The following is a 15,771-nucleotide window of genomic DNA, read 5'->3' on the forward strand; positions in this document are numbered from 1 at the left end:
TTTTAGTATATGAATCTTTAAACTATGTTATAAGTATTTATGTTCAAAGGATCAAATGTTGCTTTAATTACTCCATTTAAAAATAATGGACTAGATGAAGAAGCGTATATTAGATTAATACATTTTCACATTGATAATGGTACAAGTGGCCTAGTTCCCGCTGGTACAACCGGTGAATCTCCAACACTTAGTCATGAAGAACATCAAAGAGTTATTGATCTTTGTATAAAAGAAAGTAATGGTAAAATACCTGTCATTGCAGGAACTGGCTCGAATTCAACTGAGGAAGCAATTTCATTAACATCTCATGCTGAAAAAGTAGGGGCAAATGGAGCTTTAATTGTTACACCTTATTATAACAAGCCAACACAAGAAGGCTTATATCAACATTATAAAGCCATCAATGATAAGTGTGGAATTCCAATTATAATTTATAATATTCCAGGTAGATCAGTAATTGACATGTCTGTTGATACAATGGCAAAACTTTTTGAATTAAAAAATATTGTAGGTGTTAAAGATGCTACTGGTGATCTTGATAGAGTTGATCAGCAACTGTCTAAAATGGGAAAAGAGTTTATTCAATTGACCGGTAATGATGATAATGCACTTGAGTTTAATAAAAGAGGTGGTGTTGGCACTATTAGTGTAACTGCAAATATAGCTCCAAAATTATGTTCTGATTTTCAAAAATTGTCAGTCTCCAATAATCAAGACGATATTAGCGAAGCTAGTAAATTAGATAGCATTTTGCAGTCAGTCCATAGTGCAATGTTTATTGAAAGTAACCCAAGTCCAGTCAAATATGCTGCAAAATTAATGAACTTATGCGATGATGCCGTAAGACTGCCTTTAGTAAAAACATCTGATAATGCCAAACCTATAATTCAAAAAGCTTTAGAATCAGCAAAATTGATTTAATGAATAAAAAAACCAATCCTGGTTTAAAGATTATTTGTTTAAACAGAAAAGCAAGTTACAATTATTTTTTTGAGGATCTTTTAGAGGCAGGTATTGTTTTGAAAGGATCTGAAATTAAATCTATAAGAGATGGTAAAGTAAATATCGCTGAGTCTTATGCTGTAGAAAAAAATGGTGAATTAATCTTAATTAATTCTCATATAGCATCTTATAAACAGGCAAGCTATTCAAATCACAATCCAACAGATGAAAGAAAACTTTTATTAAATAAAAAAGAAATCAAAAAATTGATCGGTAAAATGCAAAGAGATGGCTTTACAATAGTTCCTACAAAAATGTATTTTAAAAATGGAAAAGCAAAAGTTGAATTAGCTGTGGCAAAAGGAAAAAAACAATTTGACAAAAGAGCTACAAAAAAAAATAGAGATTGGAATCGTGATAAAGCAAGATATATCAGAAAATCAAGTTAGGAATATTTTTTTAGGCATAGGTTCAAACTTAGGAAATAGATTTTTAAATATAGAAAAAGCCAAATCTCTTTTAATTGAGCGCAAAATAAATCTAATTTCTGTATCAAATTATTATGAAACACCCTCTTGGCCAAATCCTAAGAACCCCAAATTTATCAATATTGTATTAAAAGTTAAGTGTTCATATAAACCTTTAGAATTGTTGAATTTATGCAAAATAATCGAGGCTAAGTTGGGAAGAAAAAAATCTCCTAAAAATTCACCTAGAGTTTGTGACATAGATATAATTGATTTTAATGGATTGGTATTTAATGAAAAACTAAAACTTCCTCATGCTATGATGCATCTGAGAAATTTTGTTTTAATTCCTTTGTTTGAAATTCAAAAAGAGTGGGTTCACCCTACTAAAAAAATGGATATAAAAAAGTTGATTTTATCCCTATCAAATAAAGATATTAGATCTATTAAACAAATTTGAATTAATGTTATAATAAAAAATGCTTAATTCGAATGATTTAATAAACAAGGTAAAAGTTTACAACAAGTTTTTAAATCCAGAAAGATTAGATAAAGCTTTTAATTTTGCTGTTAAAGCACACCAAAATCAAAAAAGAGCATCAGGAGATCCTTATTCAGTACATCCTATAGAAGTAGCAAATATTTTAACCGAACTAAAACTAGACAGCGCAACAATTACCACTGGTTTACTTCACGATACTATTGAAGACACCTTTGCTACATATGAGACTATCAAAAGTGAATTTGGTCATGAAGTAGCAGAATTAGTTAATGGTGTTACAAAAATTTCTGTTTTTGAAAATACAGCAGGGTCAAATTCAAAAGTAGAAAATTTTAGAAAATTAATTCTAGCCACATCAAAAGATATACGTGTTTTGTTAGTAAAAATTGCTGATCGACTTCATAATATGAGAACTATTAAAGCAATTCCTAAAGAAGAAAAGAGACAAAGAATAGCTCAAGAGACTATGGAAATTTATGCACCATTAGCTGACAGAATGGGAATGCATAGAATAAGAGATGAACTTGAAGATTTGTCTTTTGAAATTTTAAATAATGAAGCAAGAGAATTAATTAAAAAAAAACTTGATGAAATTAAATCAGATAAAAAAGATCTTTTTGAGTCTCTTTCTTTTGAACTAAGTGAAATTTTAAATGACAATTACATCAATGCTGAAATTCATGGTCGCGAAAAAACACCATTTTCAATTTGGCGTAAAGTTCAAAAAAAAAGAATTTCATTAGAGCAAATCACAGATATCATTGGATTTAGGATTACACTAAATTCTGTAGATGAGTGCTATAAAACTCTTGGTATATTTCATAAAAAATGGAACTGTATTCCAGGTAAGTTTAAGGACTATATATCTTCACCTAAAATAAATGGTTATAAATCACTGCATACATCTGTAATTGGCTCAAATAAAAAACCAATCGAAATTCAGATTAGAACACATGAAATGCATGAATTTGCTGAGAGAGGAGTAGCCTCACATTGGAAATATAAATCTTCTGAGAAATTTAATTCTTTAAGTTGGAAAGAGTATGACTGGTTAAAAGATCTTGTTGAAATTATTGAAAAAAATGAAAACCCTGAACATTCTTATGAGTATACAAAACTTCAAATGTTCCAAGAGAATGTATTCTGCTTCACGCCAAAAGGTTCAGTTATAAAATTACCAAAAGATGCTACACCAATAGATTTTGCATATGCTGTTCATACTAAAATAGGTAATACAGCTATAGGATGTGAAATAAATGGAAATAAATCAGAATTACAACACGTTTTAAGAAATGGAGACAGAGTTAATATAATTACATCTAAAAATCAGTCACCATCCCTGCATTGGATACCAACAACAAAAACAGGTAAAGCAAGGTCTGCTATTAGAAGATATTGGCACGACAAAGGTGAACAAAAAGAGGAGAAAATTAAGAAATATAATACAACCTTATGGATTTCATTGCCTGATCAACCAGGTCAATTGGGCGATATAAGTTCTTTGATTGGTAGTCATAAGCTTAATATTTCAAATGTTGAAATGGCAGGTAAAAATGCAAAGTATATCAACTTTAAATTTAGATTGATAATTACCAATTTAAAAAACTTCACAAATTTTATTGCAGAGCTTAAGCAAAAAGGTATAAAATTTAAGATAATTAGACACGAAGATAAAAGAAATGCTTTCACTCAAAAAATCCTTAGATATTTTAAAAAAGACTGATGCTCTTTTAGAGGGTCATTTTGTACTATCTTCAGGGTTGCATTCTTCAAAATACATTCAGTGCGCCAAATTATTAAGTTTCCCATATTTGGCAAATGAAATTTGTAAATCATTAGCTAACAAAATTAAAAAGAAACATAATAAAATTGACTTGATCTTAGCACCAGCAATGGGGGGTGTGATTATCGGTTATGAAATCGGTAAACTTTTAAAAAAAGAAACAATTTTCTGTGAACGAGTTAACGGTAAGTTTAAATTAAGAAGAGGATTTAATATTAAAAAAGGTGCCAATGTTCTAATTATAGAGGATGTTATAACAACAGGAAAATCTAGTTTAGAGTGTGTTAAATTGATAAAAAAAGCCAATGCCAAACTTTTGGGTTTTGCATCTATTATAGATAGATCAACAATTAAATCTCTTAAAATAAAAACAGGAATTATTTCACATTTAAAAATCGAAGTTCCAACTTATAGTGAAAAACAGTTACCACAAAAACTTAAGTCAATTCCTATCACCACACCAGGAAGTAGATTTATTAAGTGAAAAAATTAGGTGTAAATATAGACCATATAGCAACTGTCAGAAATGCTAGAGGCGAACATCATCCAGACCCATATTATGCAGCATTACAAGTTATCAAGATGGGTGCTGACTCAGTAACTATTCATTTAAGAGAAGATAGAAGACATATTAATGACTTAGATGCTAAAAAAATTTGTAAATCAAAAAAAGTTTTGGTTAATCTTGAAATTTCTATGAATGATCAAATTGTTAAAAATGCTTTAAAAATAAAACCTGATTATATTTGTTTTGTTCCTGAAAATAGAAAAGAGGTCACAACTGAAGGTGGATTAAATTTAATCAAAAATAAAAAAAAAATAAAACATATAATTGAAAAATTTAAAAAAAATAAAATTCGTACAAGTTTATTTATAAACCCATCCATTAGAGATATTAGAATGTCCAAGGAGCTTAATGCTGATTGTATTGAAATTCATACTGGTAAAATATCAAATCTAGTTAAGTCAAAGAAAAGATATAACGTTGAATTGGATAGAATAAAAAAGTGCTCAAAACTTGCAAAAAAACTAAACTTAGAAGTTCATGCTGGCCATGGATTAGATTATAAAACAACAAAAATATTATGCAAAATTAAAGAAATTAAAGAATTTAATATCGGTCATTTTATAATCGGAGAGTCTATTTTTTTTGGTTTATCAAGTGTAATAAAAAATTTTAAAAAGATAATTAAAAATTAATTTATGAAAATTCTTGGTATTGGCGTTGATATAATCGAAAATAAAAGAATTCAAAACTCAATTAAAAATCCAAAATTTAAAGATAGAATTTATAGTTCAAAAGAACTTAAATTTTCATCCTTATCCAAAAATAAAGTTGATTATTTTTCTAAAAGATTTGCGGCCAAAGAAGCTTTTGCTAAAGCTATAGGAACAGGATTTAGAAATAATTTAAATTTTAAAGATATAGAGGTAATGAATGATAAACTTGGAAAGCCTTATTATGTTAAAACAAAAAAAATCACCAAAATAATTAAGAAAAAATTTAATGTTAGAGATTTTAATTGTTTTCTATCAATTTCTGATGAAAAGAAATATTCAACAGCATTTACTATAATTCAAACAATATGAAACTAGACAAAGATTTTTTTTCTGAAAACATAAAAACGCTTTTTTATGCTTTAATCATTGCTATTGTAATAAGATCTTTGTTAATACAGCCGTTTTATATTCCATCATCATCAATGGAGCCAACATTACTTGTGGGTGATAGACTTTTTGTAACTAAGTATTCATATGGTTACAGCAAACACTCATTTCCATTTAGCCCACCCATTTTAAACAAAAGAATTTTATTTAATAGTCCAGAGAGAGGTGATGTAATAGTCTTTAAAACACCAGCAGATAACAGAACAGATTATATTAAAAGATTAATTGGATTACCGGGAGATAGAGTCCAGTTCATAGACGCTAATTTATATTTGAATAATAGTGAGATAATGAAATCTAGAGTTAAAAATAAGTTAGAAATAAATTGTGGTAGCAGAACTATTGATGTCTATAGATTTGAAGAAAAGTTATCTAATGGAAAAAAATTTCATACAGTTTATTTAAAAGATTATACCTATCAAAACTCAGATGTTTTTACAGTACCGGAGGATCACTATTTTTTTCTTGGAGATAACAGGGATTGTTCCAAAGATAGCAGATTTTTAACAAGTGTTGGCTATGTTCATAAAGATAATCTTGTTGGAAAAGCTCAATTTATTTTTTTTTCATCTGATAGAAAGATAGGAAGTATTTTTGCTTTTTGGAAATGGCCTAAATCAATTAGATTTAATAGAACTTTTAATCGAATTAATTAATGAATATTAATTATCAGGATTTACAAAAAAAAATTAATGTTAAATTTAAAAATTTAGATTTATTAATACATTCTCTTACACATAAAAGTTTTGATACAAACAAAAATAACGAAAAAATAGAATTTTTAGGAGATAGGGTTTTAGGATTAGTTATAGCTAAAAAACTTCTACAAGCTTATCCAGATGAAAAAGAGGGCACACTCGATAAAAAATTTGCATCCCTTGTGAACAAAAAAACATGTTTAGAGATAGCAAAAAAGATTAATTTAGAAAAATTTATTCTAACTTTTAATCCAAAAAATAAAAAAATTAAAATTGAAGATAAGATCGTGTCAGATGGTTGTGAAGCTTTAATTGGAGCAATATATCTTGATCAAGGCATAATTGTAGCTGAAAAAGTAATCTTAAATTTATGGAAGACTAAAATTAAGGAGAGTGTTGTTACACAAATTGATGCTAAAACAAAATTACAAGAGTTAGCGTTAAAAAATTTTAAAAAGCTACCTAGTTATAAACTTATCTCTAACACTGGACCTCGTCACAAACCGTCATTTAAAGTTGGTGTTAAACTTCCAAATTCAAAATATTTTTTTGGGTTAGGTAAATCAAAAAAAGAGGCTGAACAAAATGCTGCCATTGCATGTTTAAAAAGTATAAGATTATAAAATTATGAACTGGATTGATGAAGGTTTTTTAATTGGCAAAAATAGATATAGTGAGAATTCTTTAATTGCCGAATTATATACAAAAGATCATGGAAAAATATCTGGCATAATTTTTGGAGGCACATCTAAAAAAATAAAGAATTATCTTCAAATAGGAAATAGATTGCATGTTAACTATAATTCTAAAAGCGATAATAGAATTGGATATTTTAAAGTAGAGATTTTAAATGCTTACAGCCCTTTATATTTTGATCACAAGCAAAAATTATCATGTATTACATCTGCAACAAACTTGATCAAAATTTTAACTGCTGAGTCCCAAGCTAATATTCAAGTTTATAAGATAATAGAAAATCTTTTCTCAATTTTAAAAGATAAACATTGGTTAAAAAAATATATTTTTTGGGAATTGGATCTACTAAAAATTCTTGGATACGATCTTGAGCTAGAAAACTTTGTTGAAAAAGATATAGTTGAAAATAAAACTGTTTATTATGCAAGTTCTTCAACAGAAAAAAAATATGTGCCTAATTTTTTAATTGAAAAAGAATTGGAGGTAAGTGATTTAAAAACTTTGTTGAATGGCTTGAAGTTAGTTGGAGATTATCTCGACAAAACCATTTTAAAACCAAATAATTTAAATTATCCAAATAATAGATTGTTATTTATTAATTCTTTGAAGTAGTTATTTTATAATTTTATCAATTCTATCTGCATAATAACTAACGATAGCGTTAGCTCCAGCTCTTTTAAAAGCAACTAAGCTTTCAAAAACAGCGTCTTCATTAATTAATTTTTTTTGTATTGCATTTGAAATTAAACTGTATTCACCTGATACCTGATATGCAAATACTGGTATTTTAAATTTTTCTTTAATTGATTTAATAATATCCAAATAAGGCATCCCTGGCTTCACCATAACCATATCCGCACCTTCTTTAATATCTAGTGCAACTTCTCTAATAGCTTCGTCACTATTTCTAAAATCCATTTGATATGTTTTTTTATCTCCTTTTAGTGATCCTTTTGAACCTACAGCATCTCTAAATGGACCATAAAAACTTGACGCATATTTAGCTGCATAAGATAGGATCTGAACATTTTGAAATTTTGATTTATCCAAGGCTTTTCTTATTTTCCCAATTCTTCCATCCATCATGTCAGATGGTGCTAACACATCACAACCCATTTCAGCTTGTAACAAAGATTGGTTGATCAAAACTTCTATCGTTTCATCGTTTATAATTTGATTTGATTTTATTAAACCATCATGACCATGTGATGTATATGGATCCAAAGCTACGTCACACATTATTCCTATTTGATTTTTAAATTTTTTTTTAATTTCTATTATTGCTTTACAAACTAAGTTGTTTTCATTCAGTGACTCTGATCCAATTTCATTTTTTAAATTACTTTTAGTTTTAGGAAAAAGAGCTACCATTGGTATTTCTTTTTTAATTGCTCTATCTATAATTTGAGACAATCTGTTAATTGTATATCGATAAACACCAGGCATTGATTTTATTGATTCTTTTTTATTAGACCCATCTATTAGAAAAATAGGTAATATGAAGTCACTTGGACTTAATGTATTTTCTTGGATTAATTTTCTAGACCAAGAATACTTCCTATTGCGTCTAAGTCTCAAGTTTGGATATTTTCCTATTATCATGTTTTAATTTTTCTTTCAAAATGCGACAAATGTAATATACAAATATAGCTTAAAAAGGGTATTAAACAATTATTAAGGGTAAAAATATAAATATTATGACGCTAGATTTCCAAGATTTTCAAAAACAAGACGTAAATTTTGACATTAAAGAATTACAAAAAGCATATAATGAAATTGTAAAGATTAAGAATTTTGATGGTCCCGAAGGTATTACTAACTTTGGAGCTATATCTTTAACTCAAATTCCTGGCGATCCTGAGTCAATAAAAGGGCACAAAGCGAGAGGAGTTTTTTGGACTTACCCAGACTCTTCAGGAAAAGAACAAATTAGAGACGAGAAGATAAACGAGTCTGCTTATTCAGAATTTATTGACGATTATAAAAAAACTTATTTTAAAGAAGTTTTTGATGTGTTGTCATCAAAATATAAATTAGGGAGAATTAGAATTTTATTAAAACAACCAAGATCTACTTTAAGTTGGCACAGAGACCCAGAGCCACGATTACACATTCCGATAATTACAAACCCTGGATGTCATATGGTTATAGATAATGTCGCAAAACATTTGCCTGCTGATGGTTCTGTTTGGATTACAAATAATACTAAATATCATAATGCATTTAATGGTGGTGAAGAAAATAGAATTCACCTAGTTGCTTGCGTATTAGATCATAAATTTAATTAATTTGAAAAAAATATATATTTCATCAGACCACGCTGGTTATAAATTAAAAGAAGTTATAAAATCACACTTATCAAAAAAAAAATATCCTTTCAGGATATGGGCCCTTATAATGATGACAGTGTTGATTACCCTGATTTTGCTCATAAAGTAGCCAGAAAAGTTAAAACTAATAAAAATAATGTTGGTATTTTGGTTTGTGGCTCAGGCATGGGGATGAATATTGCGGCGAATAGACATAAAAATATTCGTGCAGCACAATGTTTTAATTTGAAATCAACAAAATTATCGAGATTGCATAATGATGCAAATATCATTACATTAGGCTCTAGGTTATTGACTAAAAGAATTGCTTTAAGTTGTGTAAGTGTTTTTTTAAATACTAAATTTGATGGTGGAAGACATTTAAAAAGAATAAAGAAAATATAATTATGTCTAGTGAAAAAAATTATATAAATGATAGTTACAGAAGTTTTTTTGAAGATAGTTTGTCATTAAAAGATCCGGAACTTTATAAAGCTATCAAAGATGAATTAATCAGACAACAACAACATATAGAGCTAATAGCCTCTGAAAATATAGTTTCTCAAGCAGTTCTGGAAGCTCAGGGTTCAGTTTTAACAAATAAATATGCAGAAGGTTACCCTGGTAAAAGATATTATAATGGCTGTGAACATGTTGATGTTGCTGAAAATTTAGCAATAGAGAGATTAAAAGAATTATTTAATTGCAAATTTGCAAATGCTCAACCTCATTCTGGTGCTCAGGCAAATGGTGCTGTATTTTTAGCTTTACTGAATCCAGGTGATACTTTTATGGGAATGAGTTTAAATTCTGGAGGTCATATTACACATGGGTTAAAAATTTCAATGTCAGGTAAATGGTTTAATGCAATTGGATATGATGTAGATAAAGATTCTGAACTTATTGATTATGATAATGTTGAAAAACTTGCTTTGGAGCATAAACCAAAATTAATCATAGCTGGTGGTAGTGCTTATTCAAGAGTTATCGATTTTAAAAGATTTAGAGAAATTGCAGACAAAGTAGGCGCATACCTGATGGTTGATATGGCACACTTTTCAGGTCTAGTTGCTGGTCAAGGGTATCCTAATCCTTGCGAACATGCTCATGTAGTTACCTCAACGACCCACAAAGTATTTAGAAGTGCAAGAGGTGGTATAATACTTACTAATCATGAAGAGCTTTCTAAAAAATTTAATACTGCTGTATTTCCAGGTTATCAAGGTGGACCTTTAATGCATATCATAGCAGCTAAAGCTGCTGGATTCTTAGAGGCATTACAACCAGAGTTTAAAGATTATATTAAATCGGTTTTATCAAACGCTAAAATATTAGCAGAGACTTTAAAAAATAACGGTTTCAAGATTTATTCGGATGGAACTGATACCCATTTAATGTTGGTAGACTTAAGACCTTACAATGTTAAAGGAAACTTAGCAGCAGAAAGTTTATCAAGAGCAAATATAACTTGTAATAAAAATGGAATTCCTTTTGATGCAGAAAAACCCATGATCACATCAGGTATTAGACTAGGTACGCAAGCAGCAACTACTAGAGGTTTTGGTTTAAATGAATTTAAAACTGTAGGTGAGCTGATAACTAGAAATTTAAAAGGATTATCAGAAAATCCAACTGATAATTCTAAGATTGAAAATGAAGTTAAAAATGAAGTTATTTCTTTAACCTCATCATTTCCAATATATAAGAACTTATAGTAAATGATTTGTTCAATTTGTAAAAAAGGTGAAACCTCAGTTGTTGACTCTCGTCCTACAGAAGACGGTACTGCTATTAGAAGAAGAAGACTTTGCGTTTGCGGAGCTCGTTTTACAACATTTGAAAGAGTCCAGTTTAGAGAAATTATGGTTGTAAAAAAAAATGGAAGAAAATCTTCCTTTGATAGAGATAAATTATCTAAATCAATTTATATCGCTCTTAAAAAACGACCTATAGACACAGAAACGGCTGAAAAATTTATAAGCAAGATTTCAAGAGCTTTAGAAGAACTTGGGCAAAGTGAAATTTCAACAAATACGATTGGTACAATGGTGATGGAAGGTCTTAAGGAATTGGATCCTGTTGCATATGTTCGATTTGCTTCAGTTTATAGAAACTTTAGAGAAGAAAAAGATTTTGTACAATTTGTTGACAAACTTGATGTCTACAAAAAAAGATAAATTTTCAATAAAAGATAAACTATATATGGAGCTTGCTCTTGATTTAGCAAAATCTCGAGAGGGTCACACAGGACCAAATCCTTCTGTAGGTTGTGTAATTGTAAAAGATGACAAAATAATATCTATTGGTCAAACATCTTTAAATGGAAGACCACATGCTGAATATAATGCAATTAAAAATTGTTATGAAGATCTCCAGGGTTCAAAAATGTATGTAACGTTAGAACCATGTTGTCATCAAGGTATTACATCACCATGCACATCAGTAATTATTAAGTCAAAAATTAGTGAAGTTATTTATTCAATAAATGATATCGATAGAAGAGTGAGAGGAAAATCAAAAAAAATTTTAAATTCAAAAAAGATTATTGTTAAAACAGGCTTACTTAAAGATAAAATTAAAGAATTCTATAATTCATATTTTTATAATAGAAAATATGAACTACCTTTTGTAACAGGTAAAATCGCGATATCAAAAAATAATTTAATTTATAGTAAAGGGAATAAAAGAATAACGAATTATCTATCAGATAATTTTACTCATCTATTAAGGTATAAAAATGATTCTATTATGGTTTCTTACAAAACTCTCAATAAAGATGATTCAAAATTAAATTGTAGATTAAAAAATGTAAAAAATTTCTCACCCAAAAGAATTATCTTAGATAATAAATTAAATCTTAATACACAAAGTTTTTTATTTAAAAGTATTAAAAAAAACAACACTATAGTTTTTTATAATGAGGCAAATAAATCAAAAATTAAAGAATTTAAAAAAAATAAGATTAGATTAATAAAATCAAAATTATCCAAAGATAAAAAATTTGATATGAAGGTTATCTTTAAAAAAATATATGCTTTAGGGACAAGAAATATTTTGATCGAAGGAGGAAATGAATTAACAACTCATCTTGTCAATAAAAGATTATTTAATAAGTTTTATTTGTTCAAAAGTAAAAAAATCTTATCTAAACTCTTTGAGCATAAGGAGTTTACTGCCTTAAAAGATCTAAAAAAAAATTATAAAAATAGATTAAATTTAAAATTAAATTTTGGTAAAGATGCGATAACTTTGTATAAAAATTAAAATGTTTAATGGAATAATATATAACCAGGGCACAATATTAAAAATATTAAAAAGACCGAAGGGTATTAATATATTTGTAAAAAGTAATTTTAAGTTAAATAAAAAAGACATCGGTTTGTCAGTTGCTTGTGATGGAGTTTGTCTTACTTTAATTTCATTTAAATCAAAATTAATGGAATTTTATCTCTCAAACGAAACTCTTGTTAGATCTAAATTCAAATTTTTAAAAAATAATGATATTTTAAATCTTGAGTTACCATTAAGTTATGGAACAAAAATTTCAGGACACATATGTCAAGGCCACGTAGATACTGTTGCGCGTGTATTAAACATTAATAAAATTGATAAATCTTATCTATTTGAATTCCAAATTCCAATTAAAGAACGAAAAAACTTAATTGAAAAAGCATCAATATGCGTAAATGGTATATCTCTTACAATATCAAAAGTTTCAAAAAAAGGCTTTCAAATTTGGGTTATACCTCACACATACAATGAAACAAATTTAGCAGCTCTTAAGAAAAATGATCTTGTTAATATAGAGATAGATATCTTATCTAAATACGTTAGAAATTATTTTAATGACAAAAAATAATTTTGCATCAATCGAAGCCATCATCAATGTAGCTAAAAAAGGCGGCATGTTCATTCTTGTTGACGATGAAAAAAGAGAAAATGAAGGAGATTTGATTATCTCAACATCTAATTCAAATGCAAAAAATATAAATTTTATGGCCAAGTATGGTAGAGGTTTAATTTGTTTAGCATTAGACACTGTTCAAGCTAAAAGATTAAATTTATCTTTAATGTCATCTAACAATCAATCTCGAAACAAAACTGCCTTTGCAATATCAATTGAAGCAAAAAGGGGTATTACCACAGGAATTTCAGCAAAAGATAGAGCCAAAACAATTAGTATCGCATCAAAAAAAAATGTTAAGAAAAGCGATATTGTTTCACCTGGTCATATATTTCCAATAATAGCAAAAGACGGGGGTGTTTTGGTTAGAGCTGGACACACAGAGGCTTCTGTAGACATATCTAAATTAGCCAAAAAAAATAATTCAGCAGTAATTTGTGAAATTATGAATGAAGATGGAACAATGGCTAAAGGCCAAAATCTATTTGATTTTGCAAAAAGACATAAATTAAAGATTGGTAAAATTGAGGATCTAATTGCTTACAGATTAAAAAAAGAAAAATTAATCAAATTAAAAAAACAAAGTTTTATCATAGTTAAAAATCAAAAATACAAAATACGAATTTATGAAAATCTTCTTGATGGATCAGAACATTTTGCCCTAATTAAAGGAACTATAAAAAAAAGTATAACGCCAAGAGTAAGAGTTATTTCGTCTAATGTTGTGCAAAATTATTTAATAAACCAGCAATTACCAAATTCTTTTAATAAGACACTTAATTATTTTAAAAAATTTAACAGTTGCGTTCTAATATTTATAAAAGATACTAATTTAAGATCTGTTACCCAAACTTTAAAAGACTATAAAAATAAAGATTTTTATAAAAAAGGAAAAGATAAATTAATTAGAAATTATGGTATTGGTGCTCAGATAATTAAAGATTTAAAAATAAAAAACATGACCTTAATTACAAAATCTCCTAAAAAAGTTATAGGTTTAGATGGTTATGGTATAAGAATTACTAAACAAGAAATAATTTGATGAAAAAAAAATGTTTAATAGTTGTGGCAGATTACTATAAGGATATAGCAAAAGGTCTTCTTGATAGTGCTTTAAAATTAATCCCAAAATCTAACATTGTTAAGATTGTTCGTGTTCCAGGTGTTTTTGAAATACCAGTAACAATATCAAAAAATATTAAAAAATATGACGCTTTTTTAGCACTTGGCTGTGTTATTAAAGGTGAAACTCCTCATTTTGATTTCATATCTCAAGCTTCGACAAATGCTATTATGGATTTATCTGTACTTAACAAAAAACCAATTGGAAATGGAATTATAACTTGTTTAAATATGAGTCAGGCTAAATTCAGAAAAAAAAAGGGTGCTGAAGCAGCTATGGCGGTAAATTCAATTTTATCCCAAAAATGAAAACTCACTATAATCCAAAAAATAATCCAAGAGTAATTATAATCCAAAAACTATATGGTAAATTTTATAATGAAGACAATGATATAGAATTTCCAAAACATAGATTTAAAAAATTTATTAAAGATATTGTTTTTGGAACAATAGAGCGCAATGATCTAATATTAGATGAATTAAATAATAAGCTTGGAGATGAGTTTGTTTTAGACAATTTAGATAAAGTTTTTCAAACTATATTAAAAGCAGCAACATATGAATTTTTATATAAACCAAATATTTCTATCAATATCATAATCAAAGAATATTTAGACTCATCAAATTTTTTTTTAGAAGATTCTCAGACTAAATATCTGAATGCATTATTGGACAATGTTGGAAAAAAATTAAGAACTTCAAATGCGTGAATTTGAGTTAATTAAAAAGTATTTTTCAAAATTATCTAAATCAAATAAATCTTCATTAAATTTAAATGATGATGTTTTCTTTGATAAAAATAGATCTCTTGTTATCTCAATTGACACATACAATGAGGGGGTTCATTTCCTAAATTTTAAAAGACCAGATTTAGTTATTAAAAAGATTTTGAGATCATCTATTTCTGATCTAATTTGTAAAGGTGTTTCTCCAAAATATTATTTTATATCAGGCAGTGGCAATAAAAAAACATTTACAAATAAAAATTTATCAAAAATTTCAAATTCATTAAAACACGAGCAAAATAAATATGGAATTTTTTTATGTGGAGGTGACACAACTTTTTCAAACAAATTAAGTTTTTCAATAACTTCTGTTGGTTTTTCAAAAAAGATTATTTTTAGAAATAAAGCAAAACTTAATGATGACATATATGTAACTGGTAATCTTGGCGATAGTTTTGTTGGTTTAAAAATTTTACAAAATAAAATTAGTTCAACAAAAATAATTGAAAATTATTTTGTAAAAAAATACTTCGAACCTGATATTCAAATAAAGTTAACAACGGCATTATTAAGATTTGCTAACTCATCAATAGATGTATCTGATGGTCTGATAGATGATCTTGAAAAAATGATAAATAAACAGAGATTATCATATAAAATTTATGAGGAAAAAATTCCAATATCTAAAAATTTGAACTCTTTTCTTAAAAAGAATAAACTTAGAAAATCAAATTTTATATCAAATGGAGATGATTATCAGATTTTATTTACGGCCGGCGTTGACAAATCCAGAATCATTTTACGCACATCAAGAAAACTTGGTATCAAAATAACCAAAATTGGTAAAATTACTTCAAATAAGAAAAAATCAGCTATCATGAGTAAAAAAGGTCAGCATTTACTTGTTAAAAGTCATGGCTATGAACACCAATTCTAAAAGTTAATTATTGTCTTT

The 15,771-nt window shown here is 27.6% G+C and carries 20 protein-coding genes and 1 pseudogene; 20 read left to right on the forward strand and 1 reads right to left on the reverse strand.

All coding sequences use genetic code 11. From position 1 onward, the window contains the following. The first annotated feature begins 39 nt into the window (after positions 1 to 39). From dapA to recO, 10 genes are read left to right on the forward strand one after another with little or no spacing between them, the layout of a single operon-like run. A complete protein-coding gene (dapA, locus tag ACIJYG_RS02990) occupies positions 40 to 921 on the forward strand; it encodes a 4-hydroxy-tetrahydrodipicolinate synthase (protein ID WP_435098402.1) in 882 nt (293 codons plus the stop codon). After that, positions 921 to 1,391, forward strand: coding sequence for an SsrA-binding protein SmpB (gene smpB / locus ACIJYG_RS02995; protein WP_435098405.1), 471 nt, complete (start codon positions 921 to 923; stop codon positions 1,389 to 1,391). The genes dapA and smpB overlap by 1 nt, the downstream gene beginning before the upstream one ends. Beyond that, entirely contained in the window at positions 1,357 to 1,869 is a 513-nt protein-coding gene (gene folK, locus ACIJYG_RS03000; protein ID WP_435098408.1) for a 2-amino-4-hydroxy-6-hydroxymethyldihydropteridine diphosphokinase, read from the forward strand. The genes smpB and folK overlap by 35 nt, the downstream gene beginning before the upstream one ends. Before the next feature lie 19 nt (positions 1,870 to 1,888). Beyond that, the gene (locus ACIJYG_RS03005) at positions 1,889 to 3,634 is read left to right on the forward strand and encodes a RelA/SpoT family protein (RefSeq protein ID WP_435098411.1); all 1,746 of its coding nucleotides are present in this window, start codon (positions 1,889 to 1,891) and stop codon (positions 3,632 to 3,634) included. Then, on the forward strand, positions 3,591 to 4,178 hold the full coding sequence (gene pyrE, locus ACIJYG_RS03010; protein WP_435089058.1) for an orotate phosphoribosyltransferase: 588 nt from the start codon (positions 3,591 to 3,593) through the stop codon (positions 4,176 to 4,178). Before ACIJYG_RS03005 ends, pyrE begins: the two co-directional genes overlap by 44 nt. Further along, positions 4,175 to 4,894: a pyridoxine 5'-phosphate synthase gene (locus ACIJYG_RS03015; protein ID WP_435098414.1), complete on the forward strand. Its 720-nt coding sequence runs from the start codon at positions 4,175 to 4,177 to the stop codon at positions 4,892 to 4,894. The genes pyrE and ACIJYG_RS03015 overlap by 4 nt, the downstream gene beginning before the upstream one ends. 3 nt (positions 4,895 to 4,897) lie before the next feature. Continuing rightward, positions 4,898 to 5,284 carry a holo-ACP synthase gene (gene acpS, locus ACIJYG_RS03020; protein ID WP_435089060.1) on the forward strand — a complete coding sequence of 129 codons (387 nt, stop codon included), beginning with the start codon at positions 4,898 to 4,900 and terminating at the stop codon, positions 5,282 to 5,284. Then, positions 5,281 to 6,018 carry a signal peptidase I gene (gene lepB, locus ACIJYG_RS03025; RefSeq protein WP_435098417.1) on the forward strand — a complete coding sequence of 246 codons (738 nt, stop codon included), beginning with the start codon at positions 5,281 to 5,283 and terminating at the stop codon, positions 6,016 to 6,018. The genes acpS and lepB overlap by 4 nt, the downstream gene beginning before the upstream one ends. Continuing rightward, positions 6,018 to 6,683: a ribonuclease III gene (gene rnc, locus ACIJYG_RS03030; RefSeq protein WP_435098420.1), complete on the forward strand. Its 666-nt coding sequence runs from the start codon at positions 6,018 to 6,020 to the stop codon at positions 6,681 to 6,683. Before lepB ends, rnc begins: the two co-directional genes overlap by 1 nt. A gap of 4 nt (positions 6,684 to 6,687) precedes the next feature. After that, entirely contained in the window at positions 6,688 to 7,368 is a 681-nt protein-coding gene (recO, locus tag ACIJYG_RS03035; RefSeq protein WP_435098423.1) for a DNA repair protein RecO, read from the forward strand. Here recO and hemB read toward each other — a convergent pair whose 3' ends face one another. Beyond that, complete coding sequence (gene hemB, locus ACIJYG_RS03040; protein ID WP_435098426.1) at positions 7,369 to 8,358, reverse strand: porphobilinogen synthase; 990 nt, start codon at positions 8,356 to 8,358, stop codon at positions 7,369 to 7,371. A 95-nt stretch (positions 8,359 to 8,453) separates the two neighbouring features. On the opposite strand from hemB, the gene ACIJYG_RS03045 reads away from it, so the two are divergent. The 10 genes and pseudogenes from ACIJYG_RS03045 (at position 8,454) to thiL (ending at position 15,753) form a co-directional block, all read left to right on the forward strand. Further along, a complete protein-coding gene (locus ACIJYG_RS03045; protein ID WP_435098429.1) occupies positions 8,454 to 9,044 on the forward strand; it encodes an aspartyl/asparaginyl beta-hydroxylase domain-containing protein in 591 nt (196 codons plus the stop codon). Between the two features lies 1 nt (position 9,045). Next, positions 9,046 to 9,470, forward strand: a pseudogene (gene rpiB / locus ACIJYG_RS03050) (ribose 5-phosphate isomerase B). A 2-nt stretch (positions 9,471 to 9,472) separates the two neighbouring features. Continuing rightward, entirely contained in the window at positions 9,473 to 10,780 is a 1,308-nt protein-coding gene (gene glyA, locus ACIJYG_RS03055) for a serine hydroxymethyltransferase (RefSeq protein ID WP_435098432.1), read from the forward strand. Positions 10,781 to 10,783: 3 nt separating this feature from the next. Next, positions 10,784 to 11,242, forward strand: a complete 459-nt coding sequence (gene nrdR, locus ACIJYG_RS03060) for a transcriptional regulator NrdR (protein ID WP_271485343.1) — start codon at positions 10,784 to 10,786, stop codon at positions 11,240 to 11,242. After that, on the forward strand, positions 11,223 to 12,329 hold the full coding sequence (gene ribD / locus ACIJYG_RS03065) for a bifunctional diaminohydroxyphosphoribosylaminopyrimidine deaminase/5-amino-6-(5-phosphoribosylamino)uracil reductase RibD (RefSeq protein ID WP_435098435.1): 1,107 nt from the start codon (positions 11,223 to 11,225) through the stop codon (positions 12,327 to 12,329). Before nrdR ends, ribD begins: the two co-directional genes overlap by 20 nt. A gap of 1 nt (position 12,330) precedes the next feature. Next, positions 12,331 to 12,924 carry a riboflavin synthase gene (locus tag ACIJYG_RS03070; RefSeq protein WP_435098438.1) on the forward strand — a complete coding sequence of 198 codons (594 nt, stop codon included), beginning with the start codon at positions 12,331 to 12,333 and terminating at the stop codon, positions 12,922 to 12,924. After that, positions 12,911 to 14,011: a 3,4-dihydroxy-2-butanone-4-phosphate synthase gene (gene ribB / locus ACIJYG_RS03075; protein WP_435098441.1), complete on the forward strand. Its 1,101-nt coding sequence runs from the start codon at positions 12,911 to 12,913 to the stop codon at positions 14,009 to 14,011. The genes ACIJYG_RS03070 and ribB overlap by 14 nt, the downstream gene beginning before the upstream one ends. After that, complete coding sequence (ribH, locus tag ACIJYG_RS03080; RefSeq protein WP_435098444.1) at positions 14,011 to 14,400, forward strand: 6,7-dimethyl-8-ribityllumazine synthase; 390 nt, start codon at positions 14,011 to 14,013, stop codon at positions 14,398 to 14,400. The genes ribB and ribH overlap by 1 nt, the downstream gene beginning before the upstream one ends. Further along, complete coding sequence (locus tag ACIJYG_RS03085) at positions 14,397 to 14,801, forward strand: transcription antitermination factor NusB (RefSeq protein ID WP_435098447.1); 405 nt, start codon at positions 14,397 to 14,399, stop codon at positions 14,799 to 14,801. Before ribH ends, ACIJYG_RS03085 begins: the two co-directional genes overlap by 4 nt. Then, complete coding sequence (gene thiL / locus ACIJYG_RS03090; protein WP_435098450.1) at positions 14,794 to 15,753, forward strand: thiamine-phosphate kinase; 960 nt, start codon at positions 14,794 to 14,796, stop codon at positions 15,751 to 15,753. Before ACIJYG_RS03085 ends, thiL begins: the two co-directional genes overlap by 8 nt. Positions 15,754 to 15,771 lie beyond the last annotated feature (18 nt).

The sequence above is a fragment of the Candidatus Pelagibacter bacterium nBUS_27 genome (genome assembly GCF_051200985.1).
Taxonomy (GTDB): Bacteria; Pseudomonadota; Alphaproteobacteria; order Pelagibacterales; family Pelagibacteraceae; genus Pelagibacter.